Origin of the sequence: Streptomyces sp. NPDC060002, from assembly GCF_042737245.1 — a bacterium.
Classification (GTDB): Bacteria; Actinomycetota; Actinomycetes; order Streptomycetales; family Streptomycetaceae; genus Streptomyces.
On sequence record NZ_JBHWUW010000010.1, the window covers coordinates 103415 to 123294 of the forward strand.

General features: G+C 72.2%; 19 protein-coding genes. 12 read left to right on the forward strand and 7 right to left on the reverse strand.

Going from position 1 to position 19880, the window contains the following annotated elements; all coding sequences use genetic code 11:
• Positions 1 to 7 precede the first annotated feature (7 nt).
• Positions 8 to 874 (reverse strand): biotin--[acetyl-CoA-carboxylase] ligase, encoded by an 867-nt coding sequence (locus ACFWBD_RS12475; RefSeq protein WP_385666159.1) that lies wholly within the window; start codon positions 872 to 874, stop codon positions 8 to 10.
• Between the two features lie 110 nt (positions 875 to 984).
• Here ACFWBD_RS12475 and ACFWBD_RS12480 point away from each other — a divergent pair, with 110 nt between their 5' ends.
• The 4 genes from ACFWBD_RS12480 to ACFWBD_RS12495 all read left to right on the forward strand — a co-directional run bounded on the left by ACFWBD_RS12480 (position 985) and on the right by ACFWBD_RS12495 (position 3755).
• Entirely contained in the window at positions 985 to 2598 is a 1614-nt protein-coding gene (locus ACFWBD_RS12480; protein WP_385666161.1) for an acyl-CoA carboxylase subunit beta, read from the forward strand.
• A 9-nt stretch (positions 2599 to 2607) separates the two neighbouring features.
• Positions 2608 to 2817: an acyl-CoA carboxylase epsilon subunit gene (locus tag ACFWBD_RS12485; RefSeq protein ID WP_385666163.1), complete on the forward strand. Its 210-nt coding sequence runs from the start codon at positions 2608 to 2610 to the stop codon at positions 2815 to 2817.
• 178 nt (positions 2818 to 2995) lie between these two features.
• Complete coding sequence (gene mmpB, locus ACFWBD_RS12490) at positions 2996 to 3124, forward strand: morphogenic membrane protein MmpB (RefSeq protein ID WP_385666165.1); 129 nt, start codon at positions 2996 to 2998, stop codon at positions 3122 to 3124.
• 25 nt (positions 3125 to 3149) lie between these two features.
• Positions 3150 to 3755: a Maf family protein gene (locus ACFWBD_RS12495; RefSeq protein ID WP_385666167.1), complete on the forward strand. Its 606-nt coding sequence runs from the start codon at positions 3150 to 3152 to the stop codon at positions 3753 to 3755.
• On the opposite strand, the gene ACFWBD_RS12500 is transcribed toward ACFWBD_RS12495, so the two are convergent.
• Positions 3724 to 4215 carry a hypothetical protein gene (locus ACFWBD_RS12500; RefSeq protein WP_385666168.1) on the reverse strand — a complete coding sequence of 164 codons (492 nt, stop codon included), beginning with the start codon at positions 4213 to 4215 and terminating at the stop codon, positions 3724 to 3726. The two genes, ACFWBD_RS12495 and ACFWBD_RS12500, sit on opposite strands and share 32 nt — an antisense overlap.
• 373 nt (positions 4216 to 4588) lie before the next feature.
• On the opposite strand from ACFWBD_RS12500, the gene ACFWBD_RS12505 reads away from it, so the two are divergent.
• Positions 4589 to 6361 carry an acetyl/propionyl/methylcrotonyl-CoA carboxylase subunit alpha gene (locus ACFWBD_RS12505; protein WP_385666169.1) on the forward strand — a complete coding sequence of 591 codons (1773 nt, stop codon included), beginning with the start codon at positions 4589 to 4591 and terminating at the stop codon, positions 6359 to 6361.
• Between the two features lie 293 nt (positions 6362 to 6654).
• On the opposite strand, the gene ACFWBD_RS12510 is transcribed toward ACFWBD_RS12505, so the two are convergent.
• The gene (locus tag ACFWBD_RS12510) at positions 6655 to 7620 is read right to left on the reverse strand and encodes a DeoR/GlpR family DNA-binding transcription regulator (RefSeq protein ID WP_385666171.1); all 966 of its coding nucleotides are present in this window, start codon (positions 7618 to 7620) and stop codon (positions 6655 to 6657) included.
• 188 nt (positions 7621 to 7808) lie between these two features.
• Complete coding sequence (locus ACFWBD_RS12515) at positions 7809 to 9257, reverse strand: NAD(P)H-quinone dehydrogenase (protein ID WP_385666173.1); 1449 nt, start codon at positions 9255 to 9257, stop codon at positions 7809 to 7811.
• 97 nt (positions 9258 to 9354) lie between these two features.
• Here ACFWBD_RS12515 and ACFWBD_RS12520 point away from each other — a divergent pair, with 97 nt between their 5' ends.
• The 4 genes from ACFWBD_RS12520 (at position 9355) to ACFWBD_RS12535 (ending at position 12828) form a co-directional block, all read left to right on the forward strand.
• Complete coding sequence (locus ACFWBD_RS12520) at positions 9355 to 9792, forward strand: gamma-glutamylcyclotransferase (RefSeq protein WP_385666174.1); 438 nt, start codon at positions 9355 to 9357, stop codon at positions 9790 to 9792.
• Positions 9793 to 9834: 42 nt separating this feature from the next.
• Positions 9835 to 10113 (forward strand): type II toxin-antitoxin system RelE/ParE family toxin, encoded by a 279-nt coding sequence (locus ACFWBD_RS12525; RefSeq protein WP_385666176.1) that lies wholly within the window; start codon positions 9835 to 9837, stop codon positions 10111 to 10113.
• Positions 10114 to 10219: 106 nt separating this feature from the next.
• On the forward strand, positions 10220 to 11044 hold the full coding sequence (locus ACFWBD_RS12530) for a purine-nucleoside phosphorylase (protein WP_385559619.1): 825 nt from the start codon (positions 10220 to 10222) through the stop codon (positions 11042 to 11044).
• Positions 11045 to 11199: 155 nt separating this feature from the next.
• Positions 11200 to 12828, forward strand: coding sequence for a phospho-sugar mutase (locus ACFWBD_RS12535; protein ID WP_385666178.1), 1629 nt, complete (start codon positions 11200 to 11202; stop codon positions 12826 to 12828).
• A gap of 459 nt (positions 12829 to 13287) precedes the next feature.
• On the opposite strand, the gene ACFWBD_RS12540 is transcribed toward ACFWBD_RS12535, so the two are convergent.
• Both ACFWBD_RS12540 and ACFWBD_RS12545 read right to left on the reverse strand, forming a co-directional pair.
• Complete coding sequence (locus tag ACFWBD_RS12540; RefSeq protein ID WP_385666180.1) at positions 13288 to 14979, reverse strand: hypothetical protein; 1692 nt, start codon at positions 14977 to 14979, stop codon at positions 13288 to 13290.
• Between the two features lie 225 nt (positions 14980 to 15204).
• On the reverse strand, positions 15205 to 15918 hold the full coding sequence (locus ACFWBD_RS12545; RefSeq protein ID WP_385666181.1) for a PH domain-containing protein: 714 nt from the start codon (positions 15916 to 15918) through the stop codon (positions 15205 to 15207).
• Positions 15919 to 16041: 123 nt separating this feature from the next.
• Here ACFWBD_RS12545 and deoC point away from each other — a divergent pair, with 123 nt between their 5' ends.
• The 3 genes from deoC to ACFWBD_RS12560 are packed head-to-tail and all read left to right on the forward strand — an operon-like array spanning position 16042 to position 19365.
• Complete coding sequence (gene deoC / locus ACFWBD_RS12550; protein ID WP_385666279.1) at positions 16042 to 17004, forward strand: deoxyribose-phosphate aldolase; 963 nt, start codon at positions 16042 to 16044, stop codon at positions 17002 to 17004.
• A 5-nt stretch (positions 17005 to 17009) separates the two neighbouring features.
• A complete protein-coding gene (locus ACFWBD_RS12555) occupies positions 17010 to 18461 on the forward strand; it encodes an aldehyde dehydrogenase family protein (RefSeq protein ID WP_385666183.1) in 1452 nt (483 codons plus the stop codon).
• Positions 18451 to 19365, forward strand: a complete 915-nt coding sequence (locus ACFWBD_RS12560) for an aldehyde dehydrogenase family protein (protein WP_385666185.1) — start codon at positions 18451 to 18453, stop codon at positions 19363 to 19365. The genes ACFWBD_RS12555 and ACFWBD_RS12560 overlap by 11 nt, the downstream gene beginning before the upstream one ends.
• A gap of 98 nt (positions 19366 to 19463) precedes the next feature.
• Here ACFWBD_RS12560 and ACFWBD_RS12565 read toward each other — a convergent pair whose 3' ends face one another.
• Positions 19464 to 19871 (reverse strand): hypothetical protein, encoded by a 408-nt coding sequence (locus tag ACFWBD_RS12565; protein WP_385666186.1) that lies wholly within the window; start codon positions 19869 to 19871, stop codon positions 19464 to 19466.
• Positions 19872 to 19880 lie beyond the last annotated feature (9 nt).

Sequence of the window (19880 nt, forward strand, 5' to 3'; positions counted from 1 at the left end):
GCTCGGGTCACGCCGGCCTCAGATGCACGATGTCTCCCGCGCCCACCGGCTCCTGTACCCCTTCCTTCGTGGCGATCACAAGCCGTCCGTCCCCGTCGACCGCGACCGCCTCGCCGACGATCGACCGGTCCCCCGGCAGCTCGGCCCGTACTGTTCGTCCCAGCGTCGCGCACCCGGCCGCGTACGTCTCCTGGAGACCGCTCGCCGCCGGGTCGCCGCCGGCCGCCCGCCAGCGCCCGTACCACTCCTCCAGCGAGCGCAGGACGCCCCGCAGCAGCGGGTCCCGGTCCGTGTTCAGCGCGCCGGCCAGGGCCAGCGACCCCGCCAGCGGCACCGGGAGCTCCTCCGCGCGCACGGTGACGTTGAGGCCGACACCGACGACCACCGCCTCCTGGCCGGCCCACTCCGCGAGGATGCCGCCCGCCTTGCGTTCGTCTCCCCCGACGGTCACCAGGAGGTCGTTGGGCCACTTGAGTGCCGTGTCGATGCCCGCCGCCCGGGACAGGCCCGTCGCCACGGCGACCCCGGTGAGCAGCGGCAGCCAGCCCCAGCGGGCCACCGGCACCTCGCTCGGGGTGAGCAGCACGGAGAAGAACAGCCCGGAACGCGGGGGCGCGGTCCACCGGCGGTCCAGCCGGCCGCGCCCCGAGGTCTGCTCCTCGGCGACGAGGACCGCGCCCTCGCGCGCCCTGCCCGTGTTCGCCGCGTCGACCAGGTCGGAGTTGGTGGAACCGGTGCTCTGCACCACCTCCACCTGCGACCACAGCCCGCCCTCCCGTACCAGCGCCCGGCGCAGCGCCGGGGCGTTGAGGGGCGGACGGTCCAGATCGGACCACCGGCTGCCGCCCTCGTCTGCTGCATCTCGCGGTGTCATGCAAGCCACCCTAGGTGTGTTGAATGCCGCACTGCCGATCCCCAGGGCCAGCACTACTCTACGGATGAGTAACCGTCCCCCCTTTTGAGCAGGCAGGGAGCCACATCCCGATGTCCGAGCCGGAAGAGCGCCACGAGATCCCAGGGATCGACATCCACACGACCGCGGGCAAGCTCGCGGATCTCCAGCGCCGCATCCAGGAAGCGACGCACGCCGGTTCGGAGCGTGCCGTCGAGAAGCAGCACGCGAAGGGCAAGCTGACGGCCCGTGAGCGGATCGAACTGCTCCTCGACGAGGGCTCCTTCGTCGAGTTGGACGAGTTCGCCCGGCACCGTTCCACCAACTTCGGCCTGGAGAACAACCGCCCGTACGGAGACGGCGTCGTCACCGGCTACGGCACGGTCGACGGCCGCCCGGTCGCCGTCTTCTCCCAGGACTTCACGGTCTTCGGCGGCGCCCTCGGCGAGGTCTACGGCCAGAAGATCGTCAAGGTCATGGACTTCGCGCTGAAGACCGGCTGCCCGGTCATCGGCATCAACGACTCCGGCGGCGCCCGCATCCAGGAGGGTGTCGCGTCCCTGGGCGCGTACGGCGAGATCTTCCGCCGCAACACGCACGCGTCCGGTGTGATCCCGCAGATCAGCCTGGTCGTCGGCCCGTGCGCGGGCGGCGCGGTGTACTCGCCCGCGATCACCGACTTCACGGTGATGGTGGACCAGACCTCGCACATGTTCATCACCGGTCCCGACGTCATCAAGACGGTCACCGGCGAGGACGTCGGCTTCGAGGAGCTGGGCGGCGCGCGCACCCACAACGCGGTGTCGGGCGTGGCGCACCACATGGCCGGCGACGAGAAGGACGCCATCGAGTACGTCAAGCAGCTGCTGTCGTACCTGCCGTCCAACAACCTCTCCGAGGCCCCGGTGTTCGCGGAGGAGGCGGACCTGTCCGTCACCGACGAGGACCTGGAGCTGGACTCCATCGTCCCGGACAGCGCCAACCAGCCGTACGACATGCACACGGTGATCGAACACGTGCTGGACGACGCCGAGTTCTTCGAGACGCAGGCGCTGTACGCGCCGAACATCCTCACCGGCTACGGCCGGGTCGAGGGCCATCCGGTCGGCATCGTCGCCAACCAGCCCATGCAGTTCGCGGGCTGTCTGGACATCACGGCCTCGGAGAAGGCGGCCCGCTTCGTCCGCACCTGCGACGCCTTCAACATCCCGGTCATCACGTTCGTGGACGTGCCCGGCTTCCTGCCCGGCGTCGACCAGGAGCACGACGGCATCATCCGCCGCGGCGCCAAGCTGATCTACGCGTACGCGGAGGCCACGGTCCCGCTCATCACGGTGATCACCCGCAAGGCCTTCGGCGGCGCCTACGACGTCATGGGCTCCAAGCACCTGGGCGCGGACATCAACCTGGCCTGGCCGACCGCCCAGATCGCCGTGATGGGCGCCCAGGGCGCGGTCAACATCCTGCACCGCCGCACGATCGCCGAGGCGCAGGCGAACGGCGAGGATCTGGAGGCGGTGCGCGCCCGGCTGATCCGGGAGTACGAGGACACGCTCCTCAACCCGTACATCGCGGCCGAGCGCGGCTACGTCGACTCGGTGATCATGCCGTCCGACACCCGCGGCCACATCGTGCGCGGCCTGCGTCAGCTGCGCACCAAGCGGGAAACCCTCCCTCCGAAGAAGCACGGCAACATCCCCCTCTAAGGAGCCGCTGTGACGATCAAGGTCGTACGGGGCAACCCGACCCCCGAGGAGCTCGCCGCCGCCCTGGCGGTGGTCCGGGCCCGCGCCGCGGCGGCAGCGGCCGCACCGTCCGGCGTGGAAGCCCCGAGGGACGCGTGGTCCGACCCCGCCCGCATCGCGGCACAACGCGTACCGCACCCCGGCCAGGCGTCCTGGACCCGCACGTACTGGCCGAGCTGACGGCGGCTGGGCCGGGGGCGCGGGGCCGTATCGACATGCGGCTCCGCCGCGCGGGCGCGACCAGTCCCCACCGGCCCGCAGCCGACAAGCACCCGAGCATCGGGTGAACGGCTGCGGGCCCACAATTTGAGTACGCCTACTCAGGCACAGGCCCCCTGCCCAGCGCCACGCTGGTGGCATGCTGTGGTCCGACCCCGAGAACGAGCCCCCCGAGGAACTCCGCGAGATGCAGGAAACCTTGCGGAGACTCGGCCTCCTCCTCGCGGTGGCCATGGTGATAGCGATGATCGTGCTGGGGCTCAGGTAAAGCGTCACGCCGCTAGGCTGAGCGCATGCGCCGACTCGTCCTCGCCTCCCAGTCCCCCGCCCGGCTGAACCTGCTGCGCCAGGCCGGTCTCGCCCCCGAGGTGATCGTGAGCGGGGTCGACGAGGACGCCGTCACCGCCCCCACCCCGGCCGATCTGGCGCTCGCGCTCGCCGAGGCGAAGGCCTCCGTCGTGGCCGCGAAGCCCGAGGTCAAGGGCGCCCTGGTGATCGGCTGCGACTCGGTGCTCGACCTGGACGGCGAGGCATTGGGCAAGCCCGCGGACGCCGCGGAGGCCACCGCGCGCTGGAAGGCGATGCGCGGCCGGGCCGGGACGCTCCAGACCGGCCACTGCGTCTACGACACCGTCAGCGGGCGCTACACGTCCGCGACCGCCTCCACCGTCGTCCGCTTCGGCGAGCCGACCGACGAGGAGATCGCGGCGTACGTCGCCTCGGGCGAACCCCTCTACGTCGCCGGGGCGTTCACTCTCGACGGCCGCTCGGCCCCGTTCATCGAGGGCATCGACGGCGACCACGGCAACGTCATCGGCATCAGCCTGCCCCTGGTGCGCCGGCTGCTGGCGCAACTGGGTGTCGGGATCACGGAGTTGTGGGCGCCGTCGGAGGCGTGACCGGCGCCGGCACGACCGGGGGGCCGCTGTCGCCCTTGCTGTCCTCCGGCTGCCGGGCCGCGGGCCGCTCCTGGGCGTCGTACGTCATCAGGAGCAGCACGATCAGGGCGAGGACCACCACCATGAACAGGAACTGCGTCCAGCCCAGCAGACCCCACGCGAAGGCGCCCAGCAGGCCGTGCACGACCGCGACGCTGATCAGCAGCACCCGGCCGAGTCCGGCGGGCGCGCGGTCGCGCAGCGCCACCAGCAGGGCCACCACGGCGCACAGACCGAAGTAGAGCCCGAAGAGGATCCCGCCGATCTTCGAGGACGTCGACATGACGTCCGGGTCCATTCCGGCCAGGGACATGTCCTGCCGGTCCACCACGACGCCCATGAACCAGTTCACCGCGGCGACGCCGAGCGCCTCCGCGAAGAGCACGACCGCCACGATCCACGCCACCGGTCTGCGCACCACCGGTCCCACCCACTTTCGACCCCGACCCGAGCAAGGGTGCTGTTACCTCAAGTACGTTCGGAACACCCTGAACGCTACTAACGGGTAAACCGCGGGACAAGGGTTCTGCGCGCGGCAAAGAATCGTTGGGCCATTCGTAGGGACTCCACAAAGAAACGGAGTGTGCCGCAGCACGTGCTCACAGAGACCTTGGCCACACCGGAGGGCTAGGGTTTGCCGGAGGAGTGCTGCGTACGGCGGTACTACAAGGGATTTCGCGGTCGAGTGAGCCTGGCATCACGCTCCGTGTGGGCAAGCTCACCTTTGGGGACGGGTCGTAGAGGCGTGTCGGCAGTCCCTAAACTCGGCTTGTTTCAAGGAGGGAGCCTCAATCGTGCGCAAGGTGCTCATCGCCAACCGTGGCGAAATCGCAGTCCGCGTGGCCCGGGCGTGCCGGGATGCCGGTATCGCGAGCGTGGCCGTCTACGCCGACCCGGACCGGGATGCTCTGCATGTCCGCGCGGCGGATGAGGCGTTCGCCCTGGGCGGTGACTCTCCTGCGACCAGCTATCTCGACATCGAGAAGGTGCTGAACGCGGCTCGGGAGTCCGGTGCCGACGCCGTTCATCCCGGCTACGGCTTTCTCTCGGAGAACGCCGAATTCGCGCAGGCGGTCCTGGACGCGGACCTGATCTGGATCGGTCCGCCCCCGCAGGCCATCCGTGACCTGGGTGACAAGGTCGCCGCCCGGCACATCGCCCAGCGGGCCGGTGCGCCCCTGGTCGCCGGTACGCCGGATCCGGTGTCCGGTGCCGGCGAGGTCGTGGCGTTCGCCGAGGAACACGGGCTGCCGATCGCGATCAAGGCCGCCTTCGGCGGCGGCGGGCGTGGTCTGAAGGTCGCCCGGACGCTGGAAGAAGTCCCCGAGCTGTACGAGTCGGCCGTCCGTGAGGCGGTCGCCGCGTTCGGCCGGGGCGAGTGCTTCGTCGAGCGGTACCTGGACAAGCCGCGGCACGTGGAGACGCAGTGCCTGGCCGACAGCCACGGCAACGTGGTCGTCGTGTCGACCCGTGACTGCTCGCTGCAGCGCCGCCACCAGAAGCTGGTCGAGGAGGCCCCGGCGCCGTTCCTGTCCGAGGCCCAGGTCGCCGAGCTGTACGCGTCCTCGAAGGCCATCCTGAAGGAGGCCGGCTACGTCGGTGCGGGCACCGTCGAGTTCCTCGTGGGTGTCGACGGGACGATCTCCTTCCTGGAGGTCAACACCCGTCTGCAGGTCGAGCACCCGGTGACCGAGGAGGTCGCGGGCATCGACCTGGTGCGTGAGATGTTCCGGATCGCCGACGGCGAGGAGCTCGGCTACGGCGACCCGCAGCTGCGCGGTCACTCTTTCGAGTTCCGTATCAACGGCGAGGACCCGGGCCGGGGCTTCCTGCCGGCCCCCGGCACGGTCACCACGTTCGCCGCGCCGTCGGGTCCGGGTGTGCGCCTGGACGCGGGTGTCGAGTCGGGCAGTGTGATCGGCCCGGCGTGGGACTCGCTCCTGGCCAAGCTGATCGTCACCGGCGCCACCCGTGAGCAGGCGCTCCAGCGGGCGGCCCGCGCGCTGGAGGAGTTCCAGGTCGAGGGCATGGCCACGGCGATCCCGTTCCACCGCGCGGTGGTCAGGGACCCGGCGTTCGCCCCCGAGCTGACCGGCAGCCAGGACCCGTTCACGGTCCACACCCGGTGGATCGAGACCGAGTTCGTCAACGAGATCCCCGCGTTCGCGGCCCCGGCCGACACCGAGGCCGAGGACGACACGGACCGCGAGACGATCGTCGTCGAGGTCGGCGGCAAGCGCCTCGAGGTCTCCCTGCCGTCCTCGCTCGGTATGAGCCTGGCCCGCACGGGCCTCGCGGCGGGCGCCAAGCCCAAGCGCCGCGCGGCCAAGAAGTCCGGCCCGATGGCCTCCGGCGACACCCTCGCCTCCCCGATGCAGGGCACCATCGTCAAGGTGGCCGTCGAGGAGGGCCAGGAGGTCAAGGAGGGCGACCTGATCGTCGTCCTCGAAGCGATGAAGATGGAGCAGCCGCTGAACGCGCACCGCTCCGGCACCGTCAAGGCCCTGGCCGCAGAGGTCGGCGCGTCCATCACCTCGGGCGCCGCGATCTGCGAGATCAAGGACTGACCCCCAGGGAACACCCGTGTCGAGGCGCCCGCTCCCCGGGCGCCTCGCCGCGTTCCAGCACCCCGACGCCCCATCCGAGCCTCAGGCCCGCGCTTCAGAGCCCGGCCGCCCCGTCCAAGCCTTCCGGTCTTCCGGCCTACCGGCCTACCGGACGTTCCGACCGGCCGGACCATCCGGCCTGCCGGGACCATCCGACACGCCCGGGCCGTCCAGCCCGTCCGGCGATTGAGGACGAGGCCCGTTCAGGGCCGAACGGGGGTCTGGGGGCGAGCCCCCAGGGGCGGCCCGCGAGGTCAACGACGACGCAGGTCCGCGACCCGAGCCCGCTCCCCGCCAGGGGCCTGCTCCCCATGCATCGAGGCCGCCCGCAGCCCCGCGGCAGCGCCCGGCACCTGCCCCCGTCGAGGCGCAGGCAACGGCACGTCCCGACGCTGCTGCTGATGACGCGCCGGGACCGCGTCACCCCCCGGGCTCCCCGACGCCCCGGCCACGGCGATCTGCACCCCCTGGTCCGCCAGAGCCTGGAGCTCGGTGGCCGCACGGTCGTCGTGCGCGGGCGGCTCGTCGGTCACCAGCCGGGTGATGACGTCCGTCGGCACGGTCTGGAACATCGTGTCCGTGCCGAGCTTGGTGTGGTCGGCGAGGACGACGACCTCCGCGGCCGCCTGCACCAGCGCCCGGTCCACGGACGCCGACAGCATGTTGGACGTGGACAGCCCGCGCTCGGCGGTCAGTCCGCTCCCGGAGATGAAGGCCCGCGACACCCTGAGTCCCTGGAGGGACTGCTCGGCGCCGCTCCCCACGAGGGCGTAGTTGGAGCCACGCAGGGTGCCACCGGTCATCACGACCTCGACCCGGTTGGCATGGGCCAACGCCTGGGCGACCAGCAGCGAGTTGGTGACGACGGTCAGTCCGGGCACCCGGGCGAGCCGGCGGGCCAGCTCCTGTGTGGTGGTGCCCGCCCCGACCACGATGGCCTCGCCCTCTTCGACGAAGTTCGCGGCGAGGTCCGCGATGGCGGTCTTTTCGGCGGTCGCGAGATGGGATTTCTGCGGAAAGCCGGATTCTCGCGTGAACCCGCCCGGCAATACCGCACCGCCGTGCCGGCGGTCGAGGAGTCCTTCTGCCTCCAGTGCGCGCACGTCCCGCCGTACGGTCACTTCGGAGGTCTGGACGACGCGGGCGAGTTCACGGAGCGACACGGCCCCGTTCGCTCGCACCATTTCGAGGATCAATTGGCGACGTTCTGCAGCGAACACGAAACTGACAGTAACGCGGACGACCGTCTGCTTTCAGCTCTTTGCGCCGAATAGTAGAAGTTGTTCGCACAGGGGGTCGGGAAGTGGTATAGGGCCTGGTTCAGGCGCCTATGCCTCCCGCATGCCCGGCAACCCGGCGACGACGCGCCGTCAACTCCCCGTGACCAGCGGGGAGTCGAAACCGGCCGTCAGCCCTCGCCCGCCGTCTTCCGGGTGTGCAGCTGTCGCGCCACTTCGGCGATCGACCCGGAAAGGGACGGGTACACGGTGAACGCGTTCGCGATCTGTTCGACCGTCAGATTGTTGTCGACGGCGATCGAGATCGGGTGGATGAGTTCCGAGGCGTGCGGCGACACGACCACACCGCCGACGACGATCCCGGTGCCGGGCCGGCAGAAGATCTTGACGAAGCCGTCGCGGATGCCCTGCATCTTGGCGCGCGGGTTGCGCAGCAGCGGCAGCTTGACGACCCGGGCGTCGATCTTGCCGCCGTCCACGTCGGACTGGCTGTAGCCGACGGTGGCGATCTCGGGGTCGGTGAAGACGTTCGAGGAGACGGTCTTCAGGTTGAGCGGGGCCACCGCGTCACCGAGGAAGTGGTACATGGCGATCCGGCCCTGCATGGCGGCGACGGAGGCCAGCGCGAAGATCCCGGTCACGTCACCGGCCGCGTACACACCGGGGGCGGTGGTCCGGGAGACCTTGTCGGTCCAGATGTGGCCGGACTCGCGGACCTTGACGCCCGCCTCCTCCAGCCCCATCCCCTCGCTGTTGGGAATGGCGCCGACCGCCATGAGGCAGTGCGAGCCGGTGATGACCCGGCCGTCGGACAGGGTGACCTCGACCCGGTCGCCGACCCGCTTGGCGGACTCGGCGCGCGAGCGGGCCATGACGTTCATGCCACGGCGCCGGAAGACGTCCTCGAGGACGGCTGCGGCGTCCGGGTCCTCGCCGGGCAGCACGCGCTCGCGCGAGGACACGAGGGTGACCTTGGAGCCGAGGGCCTGGTAGGCGCCGGCGAACTCCGCGCCGGTCACACCCGAGCCGACCACGATGAGCTCCTCGGGGAGCTCGCCGAGGTCGTAGACCTGGGTCCAGTTCAGAATGCGCTCGCCGTCGGGCTGGGCGTCCGGCAGTTCCCGCGGGTGGGCGCCGGTGGCCAGCAGGACGGCGTCGGCGGTGAGGGTCTCCTCGGTGCCGTCGGCGGCGCTGACCACGACCTTGCGCGAGCCGTCGAGGGCCTGCATGCCCGCCAGCCGGCCGCGCCCGCGCAGCACGCGCGCGCCGGCCCGGGTGACGGAGGCGGTGATGTCGTGCGACTGGGCGAGCGCGAGCCGCTTCACCCGCCGGTTGACCTTGCCGAGGTCCACCCCGACGACCCGGGCCGCCTGCTCCAGCGGCGGGGTGTCGTCGGCGACGATGATGCCCAGCTCCTCGTACGAGGAGTCGAAGGTGGTCATCACCTCGGCCGTGGCGATCAGGGTCTTCGACGGCACGCAGTCGGTCAGCACCGACGCCCCGCCCAGACCGTCGCAGTCGACGACGGTCACCTCCGCGCCGAGCTGCGCGGCCACCAGGGCAGCCTCATAGCCGCCGGGTCCGCCACCGATGATCACGATCCGAGTCACGTACTCCATTGTCCCGCACGGGGGCCGGTGGTACTGCCCCGGGGGGCCGCGGGGGGCGCCACTGTTACGAGAGTGACGCGTGCGCGGCCTGCCGTACTCTCCTTGCATGTCGCTCTACGCCGCGTACGCCGGCAACCTCGACGCGCGGCTGATGACCCGCCGCGCTCCCCACTCGCCCCTGCGCGCCACCGGCTGGCTGAACGGGTGGCGGCTCACGTTCGGCGGCGAGCAGCTGGGCTGGGAGGGCGCGCTGGCGACGGTCGTCGAGGACCCCGGCGCCCAGGTCTTCGTCGCGCTGTACGACGTGGCCCCCATGGACGAGGACTCCCTGGACCGCTGGGAGGGCGTGGGCCTCGGCATCTACCGGCGCGCCCGGGTGCGGGTGCAGACGCTGGAGCGCGAGGAGTCCGCCTGGATGTTCGTGCTGGACGGCTACGAGGGCGGGCTGCCCGCGGCCCGCTACCTGGGCGAGATCGCCGACGCGGCGGAGTCGGCGGGGGCACCACACGATTACGTGATGGAGCTGCGGAAGAGGCCTTGCTGAGCGCGGCCGACTCGGAGCATCTGCGCACCAACGGGAGATCGCATGAGCCCCAGCACGTATGACGTCTACTACACGGTGCAGGCCGCCGAAGCCCGCGACCGGCTCGACGATCAACAGCGCGCCTCGTTCGACAAGGGCATCGCCCTGCTGGCTCGCGACCCGTTCCTTTCGGTGTCCAGGCCCATAGGGTCCACCGGCGACGACCGTACGATCCGCCTGACCCAGAACATTCTCGTCGAGTACACGGTCAGCCGTGGACGCCTGCTGATCTTCATCGTCGAGGTCTTCGACGACAAGGACGTCCTGATCACCGACGACTGATCGTCGCCCGGCGGTCCACGCCTCGTTGGAAACGACAAGACAACGATCGCCATCCCGTGGGCTCTGTCATCTACGCGCGTAGGCCGGAACCGGCTACCCTCATCGCGTGAACGCATCTCTCCTCCCGGACGACATCCAGGGCGACCCGCACGCCGCCGCCGACGCCGCCGCCGCGCGCCTGCGCGAACTGACCGGCGCCGAGACCCACGACGTCGCCCTCGTGATGGGCTCCGGCTGGGCACCGGCCGTGGACGCCCTGGGCGCTCCCGACGCCGAGTTCCAGGTCACCGAGCTGCCCGGTTTCCCGCCGCCCGCGGTCGAGGGCCACGGCGGCAAGATCCGCTCGTACCAGATCGGCGAGAAGCGGGCGCTGGTCTTCCTGGGCCGCACCCACTACTACGAGGGCCGCGGCGTCGCCGCCGTCGCCCACGGCGTCCGCACGGCGGTGGCGGCCGGCTGCAAGACGATCGTGCTGACGAACGGCTGCGGCGGCCTGCGCGAGGGCATGCGCCCCGGTCAGCCGGTGCTGATCAGCGACCACCTCAACCTCACGGCGACGTCCCCCATCGTCGGCGCGAACTTCGTGGACCTCACGGACCTGTACTCCCCGCGGCTGCGCACCCTGTGCAAGGAGATCGACGCCACGCTGGAGGAGGGCGTCTACGCCCAGTTCCCCGGCCCGCACTACGAGACGCCGGCCGAGATCCGGATGGCCCGGACCATCGGCGCGGACCTCGTGGGCATGTCGACCGTGCTGGAGGCCATCGCGGCCCGTGAGGCCGGCGCCGAGGTGCTCGGCATCTCCCTCGTGACCAACCTCGCCGCCGGCATGACCGGCGAGCCGCTGAACCACGAGGAGGTCCTCCAGGCCGGGCGCGACTCGGCGACCCGCATGGGCTCCCTGCTGGCACAGGTGCTGGGCCGGCTGTAGAAGCGGTCCCACCGCCGCGCCGGCCCCTGGGCTCGGCCCGTCCGGCGGCCCCCTGCGGGGGAGCCCGAGGACGAGGCCCGTTCGGGGCCGACGGGTTCCCGGGGGCGCAGCCCCCGGGAACCCGGACCACGAGACGACGAGAGGTTGACACCGACGTGCACGACGTCATCGCCCGCGCCCACGCATGGCTCGCCGAGGACCCCGACCCGGAGACCCGCGACGAGCTCGCCGCGCTCATCGAGGCAGGGGACGTCACCGAGCTCGCCGCCCGTTTCGCCGGGACCCTGCAGTTCGGCACCGCCGGGCTCCGAGGTGAGCTCGGGGCCGGGCCCATGCGGATGAACCGCTCCGTCGTGATCCGGGCCGCCGCCGGCCTCGCCGCGTACCTCGCGAAGAACGCCGGGACCGGCGGGATCGTCGTCATCGGCTACGACGCCCGCCACAAGTCGGAGGACTTCGCCCGCGACACGGCGGCCGTGATGACGGGCGCCGGATTCCGGGCGGCCGTGCTCCCCCGTCCGCTCCCCACCCCCGTCCTCGCCTTCGCCATAAGGCACCTGGGCGCGGTCGCCGGCGTGGAGGTCACCGCCAGCCACAACCCGCCGCGCGACAACGGCTACAAGGTGTACCTGGGGGACGGCTCGCAGATCGTGCCGCCCGCCGACGCCGAGATCGCGGCCGAGATCGACGCGATCGACGCCCTGAAGGACGTTCCGCGTCCGCAGGCCGGCTGGCAGACCCTCGACGACGCCGTCCTCGACGCCTATCTGGCCCGCACGGACGCCGTCCTCGCCCCGGACTCCGCCCGCACGGCCCGCACGGTGTACACGGCGATGCACGGCGTGGGCAAGGACGTCCTGCTGGCGGCCTTCGCCCGCGCGGGCTTCCCCGAGCCCGTCCTCGTCGCCGAGCAGGCCGAGCCCGACCCGGACTTCCCGACCGTCGCCTTCCCCAACCCGGAAGAGCCCGGCGCGATGGACCTGGCCTTCGCCAGGGCCCGCGAGACCGGCCCCGACCTGATCATCGCCAACGACCCGGACGCCGACCGCTGCGCCGTGGCCGTGCCCCACGAGGGCGACTGGCGCATGCTGCGGGGCGACGAGGTCGGCTCCCTGCTCGCCGCACACCTCGTCCGGCGCGGCGCGCGGGGTGTCCTCGCCGAGTCGATCGTGTCCTCCTCCCTCCTCGGCCGTATCGCCGAGAAGGCGGGCCTGCCCCACGAGGAGACCCTCACCGGCTTCAAGTGGATCGCCCGCGTCGACGGCCTGCGCTACGGATACGAGGAGGCCCTCGGCTACTGCGTGGACCCCGAGGGCGTACGCGACAAGGACGGCATCACCGCCGCCCTGCTCATCACGGAGCTCGCGTCCACCCTCAAGTCCGAGGGCCGCACCCTGCTCGACCTGCTCGACGACCTCGCCGTGGAGCACGGTCTGCACGCCACCGACCAGCTCTCGGTCCGCGTACAGGACCTCTCGCTCATCGCCCGCGCGATGGAGCGGCTCCGCGAGCGGCCCCCGACCTCCCTCGCGGGCCTGGCCGTCACCCGGGCCGAGGACCTCACCCTGGGCACGGACAAGCTGCCCCCCACCGACGGCCTGCGCTACACGCTGGACGGCGCCCGGGTCATCGTCCGCCCCAGCGGCACCGAACCGAAACTGAAGTGCTACCTGGAGGTCGTGGTCCCGGTCACCGCCCACGCCGACCTCCCGGCGGCCCGCAGCACGGCGGACGACCTGCTCACCGCGATCAAGCGGGACCTGTCGGCGGCGGCCGGCATCTGACCCCGCAAGCCCCACGGGGTCCGCGGGGCGCACGATTCCCGCGGACGGGTCACCCGCACCGCGCGCCGCACGTGCCCCGCGGGGCCGTGCGGGCAGGCGTGCAGGCCCCGCGTGGCCGCAAGCCGTACGAGCCCGCGCGCTGACGCCGATGCGAGCCGCAGCCCCCGCCCGCCCTGAGGCGGCGGGGGAGGCTGACTTACAGGCCATACGGGGCTTACAGGCGATACGAGGCATGCGAGCCGCGCACATCGTTCGAGCCCCAGGAGCCACCCGAGCCCGGCGGGCCGGGCGCACCCCTCTCCCCCAGTGGGCGCACGGCAGCGTCCCGCCCGCACGAACACCGCCACCCCGCACCCCGCACCCCGCACCCCGCACCCCGCAGGCCTAACGGGCGGCGTCACGGCGGAACAGCGCCGTCGCCGCGCTGCCCGCGCACCAAGCCGCGCCGGCCGGGCCGCATCACGGCAGGAACAGCGTCGCCGCCGTGCCCACGGCGGCGACGACGATCCCGAGCGGCCACAGGGCGCGCCCCCGCCGGCGCTCGTCGGAGAGGCCGGCCGGGCGGGCCGCCGGGTCCTGCCACATCGCGGTGATCTCGGCGGCCGTCCGCTGGTACGGGTGCACCAGGCCGAGCCTGCTCTCCAGCCATGGCCAGCGGGGCGAGGCCACCCGCCACTCCTCGAACGAGGCCTGCCTGCTGTGGATCCGCAGCCGGACGCCCTCGCACTCCACTGCCCGCACGTGGTCCCAGGAGAGGTGCCGGGTGCCGCCCAGGCCGTTGAACCACAGGCCCTCGCGGTCGGCGGTGACCCGCCAGGCGATCCGGCGCGGCAGCAGCAGGGCGGCGAGCAGGGTGGCGCCCAGGCCGTAGCCGTACCTCCACCACCCGGAGTCCTCCCAGTAGAGCGGGAGGAACAGCAGCACCAGCCCGACGGCCACCCGGTCCGCCCATCCGGCACGCCACTTCCGTACCCCCACCGCGACCTCCCGGCCGGTCCGCTCGGCGACGAGCGCGGCAGCGGTCCCCCGCAGCTCATCCTGCCGGGCCTCCCGGACGGCCTTCCCCTTCTCCGCCCTGGCCCTCCACCGCAACGCGATGCCCGTCACCGGCCGCACGGGCCCCACGGACGCCTCCACCACCGGCGGCTCACCGGCCTTGTCCGCGGCGGCGAGGAACACGACCTCGGCGCCGTCGTAGGGGACTCCGTACAGAACGGCCTCCCGCAGCGGCCCGGCGCGCTCGTCGTCGATCCGTGAGATCAGCTCCCGGACGTCCTCGGCATCGGCATCGGCATCGGCATCGTTGTCGGCATCGTCGGCGTCCTCCTTCTCGCGCCCGTCGAGCTCGGCGGTGGAGACCGTGAACAGGGGGCGCAGCGCGGCGACGTCGTCGGCGGCGAAGACCTCGGTCTCGACGTCGCCGTTCTCCCGCACGAGCACGCGCAGCACCGGGACGGACGCCCGGCGCAGGCCGACGGCCCGGCGGCGGGCCAGCGCCGCGGAGAGCAGCACGGTGAGACCGAGCCCGGTGAGGCACCAGCCCGCCGCCGGGACGGCCTGCCGGTCCTCGGTCAGGTCCCGGAGGCCCGCGGTGGCGTACAGGGCCCCGCCGGCGACGACCGTGACGAGCCCGGACCACAGCAGGAACGTCCCCCGCTCGGCCCGTCCCCGACCGGTCCCGGGCGCCCTGGGCACCCCGGCGGTCACTCCGCCGGCGGCCTCCAGTCCCGCCGCCCGCTGCCGCTTCCGTGCGGCCAGCCGCAGGCCCACGGCCGCCCAGACGCCCACGAGCGCGACCAGGAGCCCCAGCCGCACGAGCCAGGCGGAGTCGTCCCCGGGCGTCAGAACGACGGCGACGGCGACGGGCACGAGAACCAGGGCCGCCTCGGGCCGCAGCACCAGCCACACGAGGTGCAGGGCGACCAGTGCGGCACCCCAGGCGGGCAGTCCGGCGGAGCGGTGCAGCAGACCGGCACCGACCGCGGCGGCGACCGGCAGCGCCAACCACACGGACGTCCGCGCCCGCACGGGCACCCAGCGCGGCGGCAGCCCGCGCGTCCAGCGCCCCGCCTGTTCGGCGTCCCAGGACCGACAGCCCTCGGGTATCGCCGCCCCGGGCAGCCGCAGAACCTCGGCAGAACGCGTACTCATCGCTCCCCCGACCTACCTGCCCACCAGATCTCCGGCCCCGCGGAACGGCCGTCACGGCCGCGGCCCGTGCCGATGATGACGGAGGACCCTGTGATCATCGGCACCACACCGATCACGATCCGCCCCACCGGACTTCGGCACCCCACAAGCAGCCCACCCCGGGCCCCGAGCCCCGAGCCCCGAGCCCCGAGCTCCGAGCCCTCGCCCACACCCGGCGCCGGGTCCTCAGCCCACGGCCAGCAGAATCCCCAGCACCACGGCCCCCGCGACCGCCGGCCCCAGGATCTCCCAGGCCCAGCGCGCGCTCACCTCGCCCTGCGCGGACTCCTCCTTCTCGCGCGTCTCCCACAGTTCCCGCAGCTCGTCCATGACCCGGTCGGTCTCGGCGCGCGCCGGCCCGTCCGGTACGGCGCCGCCGCCACGCGACAGGCCGCCGCCGAGGCCGCCGAGCCCGCCGAACCCACTGCCGCCACGGGTGTCCCGGCCGCCGGTGCCACCGGCCCGCTCCACCGCCGCCTTGGACTCCCGCCGGGTCGCCTTCTTCCGCGCCCGCAGCGAGACGGGGATGGACCACAGCTGGAACTTCTTCCCCGACGCGGTGACGATCTCGTTGGAGTAGCCGGACCGCAGGGCGGCCACCTGCCCCCACGGCAGCACGATCACCCGGAACGGATTGCGCACCCGGAGCCGGTCCTGGCCCGCGAACACGGCGGGCCGCAGCGTGAAGGCGACGACCAGCGGCACCGCCAGGATCAGCGCCGCGAGCGCCAGCCACGGCGTGCGCCCCTCGCCCACGAAGATCGCGTCGAGGCCGAGCCAGCCCACCAGGCCCAGCAACAGCACGCCACCGGCCATGCCCGCGGGCGACCGGTAGACGCGGTCCTTGGTCTCGGGTGCCGAAGGCTGCGGCGCGGGTGACTGGTCTTCCGGGGTCGTCATGGCCCCGATTCTGCCCGACGCCCGCCGGCCCGCTCGTCCGCAGCCCCGCCGTTCTCGACGAGCACGGACGCAACCGCCGGGGTGTACAGCCGCTACGCGCGTAGATATGCTCGTCTGGTGACCATGCCCACCAATACACCTACCGCAGCCGACGCACTCACGGACGTCACGGCGTCCGACGGCTCGCTGCGCCGCTTCCTCCACGGGCTGCCCGGCGTCGACACGGTCGGCCTGGAGGCGCGCGCCGCCGCGCTCGGCACCCGTTCCATCAAGACGACCGCGAAGGCGTACGCCATCGACCTCGCCATCTCGATGGTCGACCTGACGACGCTGGAAGGCGCGGACACCCCGGGCAAGGTCCGGGCGCTCGGCGCGAAGGCGGTCCGCCCCGACCCGACCGACCGCACGACCCCGTCCACGGCCGCGGTCTGCGTGTATCCGGACATGGTCGCCGCCGCCAAGGAGGCCGTGGCCGGCTCCGGCGTCAAGGTCGCCTCCGTCGCCACCGCCTTCCCGGCCGGCCGCGCCGCCCTCGAGGTGAAGCTCGCGGACGTCCGCGACGCCATCGCCGCGGGCGCCGACGAGATCGACATGGTCATCGACCGCGGGGCGTTCCTCGCGGGCAAGTACCTGAAGGTGTACGACGAGATCACCGCCGTGCGCGAGGCGTGCGGGACGTCCGCCCGACTGAAGGTCATCTTCGAGACGGGCGAGCTGTCGACGTACGACAACATCCGCCGGGCGAGCTGGCTCGGCATGCTCGCGGGCGCCGACTTCATCAAGACCTCGACCGGTAAGGTCGCCGTCAACGCCACCCCCGCGAACACCCTCCTGATGCTGGAGGCCGTGCGTGACTTCCGCGCCCAGACCGGCGTCCAGGTCGGCGTGAAGCCCGCCGGCGGCATCCGCACCACCAAGGACGCGATCAAGTTCCTCGTCCTGGTCAACGAGACCGCGGGCGAGGACTGGCTGGACAACCACTGGTTCCGCTTCGGCGCCTCCTCGCTCCTGAACGACCTGCTGATGCAGCGTCAGAAGCTGGCCACCGGCCGCTACTCCGGCCCCGACTACGTGACGGTGGACTGATCACCATGGCATCCACGACTGCATCCGCATTCGAGTACGCTCCGGCCCCCGAGTCCCGCTCGGTCGTCGACATCGCCCCCTCCTACGGCCTGTTCATCGACGGTGAGTTCACCGAGGCGGCCGAGGGCAAGGTCTTCAAGACCGTCTCGCCGTCCACCGAGGAGGTCCTCTCCGAGATCGCCCAGGCGGGCGAGGCGGACGTCGACCGTGCCGTGCGGGCCGCCCGCAAGGCCTTCGGGAAGTGGTCCGCGCTGCCGGGCGCCGAGCGCGCCAAGTACCTGTTCCGCATCGCCCGGATCATCCAGGAACGCAGCCGCGAACTGGCCGTCCTGGAGACGCTGGACAACGGCAAGCCGATCAAGGAGACGCGCGACGCCGACCTGCCCCTGGTCGCCGCGCACTTCTTCTACTACGCGGGCTGGGCGGACAAGCTCGACCACGCCGGCTTCGGCGCCTCGCCGCGGCCCCTCGGTGTGGCCGGCCAGGTCATCCCCTGGAACTTCCCCCTCCTGATGCTGGCGTGGAAGATCGCCCCGGCGCTCGCGACCGGCAACACGGTCGTCCTGAAGCCGGCCGAGACCACCCCTCTGTCCGCCCTGTTCTTCGCGGACATCTGCCGCCAGGCGGGCCTGCCCAGGGGCGTCGTCAACATCCTCCCCGGCTACGGCGACGCGGGCGCCGCGCTGGTCGCGCACCCGGACGTGAACAAGGTCGCCTTCACCGGCTCCACCGCCGTCGGCAAGGCGATCGCCCGGCAGGTCGCGGGCTCGCACAAGAAGGTCACGCTCGAACTGGGCGGCAAGGGCGCCAACATCGTCTTCGACGACGCGCCGATCGACCAGGCCGTCGAGGGCATCGTCAGCGGCATCTTCTTCAACCAGGGCCAGGTCTGCTGCGCGGGCAGCCGGCTCCTCGTCCAGGAGTCGATCCAGGACGAGCTGCTGGAGTCGCTGAAGCGCCGCCTCGCCACCCTCCGGCTCGGCGACCCGCTCGACAAGAACACCGACATCGGCGCGATCAACTCCGCCGAGCAGCTCTCGCGCATCACCTCGCTCGTCGAGCAGGGCGAGGCGGAGGGCGCCGAGCGCTGGTCCCCGGCCTGCGAACTGCCGACATCCGGCTACTGGTTCGCCCCGACTCTCTTCACGAACGTCACCCAGGCGCACACCGTCGCCCGCGACGAGATCTTCGGCCCGGTCCTGTCGGTCCTCAGCTTCCGCACGCCGGAGGAGGCCGTCGCCAAGGCCAACAACACGCCGTACGGCCTGTCGGCCGGCATCTGGACGGAGAAGGGCTCCCGCATCCTCGCGGTGGCGAGCAAGCTCCGCGCGGGCGTGATCTGGTCCAACACGTTCAACAAGTTCGACCCGACGTCGCCTTTCGGCGGCTACAAGGAGTCGGGCTTCGGCCGCGAGGGCGGCCGCCACGGCCTGGAGGCGTACCTCGATGTCCGATAAGAGCGACAAGACCGAGCAGCAGCAGCGACTCGGCGTGTTCAAGACCTACAAGCTGTACGTCGGCGGGAAGTTCCCGCGTTCCGAGAGCGGCCGGGTGTACGAGGTGACCGACGCAAAGGGCAAGTGGCTGGCCAACGCGCCGCAGTCCTCCCGCAAGGACGCCCGTGACGCGGTCGTCGCCGCGCGCAAGGCGTTCGGCGGCTGGTCCGGGGCGACGGCGTACAACCGGGGTCAGATCCTCTACCGCGTCGCGGAGATGCTGGAGGGTCGCAAGGGCCAGTTCGTCCACGAGGTCGCCGACGCCGAGGGTCTGTCGAAGTCCAGGGCCGCGGAACAGGTCGAGGCGACGATCGACCGCTGGGTCTGGTACGCGGGCTGGACCGACAAGATCGCCCAGGTCCTGGGCGGCGGAAACCCGGTCGCGGGCCCGTACTTCAACCTCTCCTCGCCCGAACCGACGGGCGTGGTCGCGGTCCTGGCCCCGCAGGAGTCGTCCTTCCTGGGGCTGGTCTCGGTCCTCGCCCCGGTGATCGCCACCGGCAACACGGCGATCGTGATCGCGAGCGAGCGCTCCCCGCTGCCGGCGCTGTCGCTCGGCGAGGTGCTGGCCACCTCCGACGTGCCCGGCGGAGTCGTCAACGTCCTCTCCGGCCGTACGGCGGAGATCGCGGCGCCCCTCGCCGCCCACCAGGACGTCAACGCGATCGACCTCGCGGGCGCCGACGACGTGCTGGCGAAGGAGCTGGAGATCGCGGCGGCCGACAACCTGAAGCGCGTTCTTCGTCCACAGCCTGTGGACGACTGGTCGGCGACGCCGGGCATCGACCGCATGACGGCCTTCCTGGAGACGAAGACGGTCTGGCACCCCACGGGTTCACTGGGCGCCTCGGGCTCGTCGTACTAGGTCAGGTCACCTGACCCCAGGACGCGGAAGCCGCGCCACCCCTCCGTCCGGGGGCGGCGCGGCTTCCGTCCGTGTGCCGAAGGCCGTGCGGGGCGTCTTCAGCCGCCGAGCACCTTCGTCACCTCGCCCAGCACCGGGATCGAGCCGATGGACTGCGCCTGCGCCACCGGCCCGGTGAGCATCTGGGAGGTCAGCGGCTTGAAGTCGGCGAGCTGGGTGCCGACGCCGTTGTCGAGGGGGTCGACGCCGGTGCCCGCGAGGGGGTTGGGCTTGAGGCCGGAGACGGCGCCGGTGACGTACGTCAGGGAGCCGAGCGCCCCCTGCACGCCCGCCTGGGGATCGAGGTGACCGACCGAGGTGGGCCTCGTCCGCACCACGTCGGTGACCGGCTCGCCGGTGGCCGCGGCGGCGGTTCCGGCGCCGGCGCCCAGCGCCACCCCGGCGGTCGCGAGGGCGGCGAGGGCGCGCCGGCCGGTGGAGGTCTGGGGAGAAGCGTGTCGGGCCATCGCGATGCC

Excerpts from the sequence above, each read along its gene's own strand:
- ACFWBD_RS12480 (WP_385666161.1), top strand. The coding sequence starts at position 985 with ATGTCCGAGCCGGAAGAGCGCCACGAGATCCCAGGGATCGACATCCAC.
- ACFWBD_RS12520 (WP_385666174.1), top strand. The coding sequence starts at position 9,355 with ATGTCGCTCTACGCCGCGTACGCCGGCAACCTCGACGCGCGGCTGATG.
- deoC (WP_385666279.1), top strand. The coding sequence starts at position 16,042 with ATGCCCACCAATACACCTACCGCAGCCGACGCACTCACGGACGTCACG.
- ACFWBD_RS12560 (WP_385666185.1), top strand. The coding sequence starts at position 18,451 with ATGTCCGATAAGAGCGACAAGACCGAGCAGCAGCAGCGACTCGGCGTG.
- ACFWBD_RS12475 (WP_385666159.1), bottom strand. The coding sequence starts at position 874 with ATGACACCGCGAGATGCAGCAGACGAGGGCGGCAGCCGGTGGTCCGAT.
- ACFWBD_RS12495 (WP_385666167.1), top strand. The coding sequence starts at position 3,150 with ATGCGCCGACTCGTCCTCGCCTCCCAGTCCCCCGCCCGGCTGAACCTG.
- ACFWBD_RS12540 (WP_385666180.1), bottom strand. The coding sequence starts at position 14,979 with ATGAGTACGCGTTCTGCCGAGGTTCTGCGGCTGCCCGGGGCGGCGATA.
- ACFWBD_RS12565 (WP_385666186.1), bottom strand. The coding sequence starts at position 19,871 with ATGGCCCGACACGCTTCTCCCCAGACCTCCACCGGCCGGCGCGCCCTC.
- ACFWBD_RS12525 (WP_385666176.1), top strand. The coding sequence starts at position 9,835 with ATGAGCCCCAGCACGTATGACGTCTACTACACGGTGCAGGCCGCCGAA.
- ACFWBD_RS12545 (WP_385666181.1), bottom strand. The coding sequence starts at position 15,918 with ATGACGACCCCGGAAGACCAGTCACCCGCGCCGCAGCCTTCGGCACCC.
- mmpB (WP_385666165.1), top strand. The coding sequence starts at position 2,996 with ATGCTGTGGTCCGACCCCGAGAACGAGCCCCCCGAGGAACTCCGCGAG.
- ACFWBD_RS12515 (WP_385666173.1), bottom strand. The coding sequence starts at position 9,257 with ATGGAGTACGTGACTCGGATCGTGATCATCGGTGGCGGACCCGGCGGC.
- ACFWBD_RS12555 (WP_385666183.1), top strand. The coding sequence starts at position 17,010 with ATGGCATCCACGACTGCATCCGCATTCGAGTACGCTCCGGCCCCCGAG.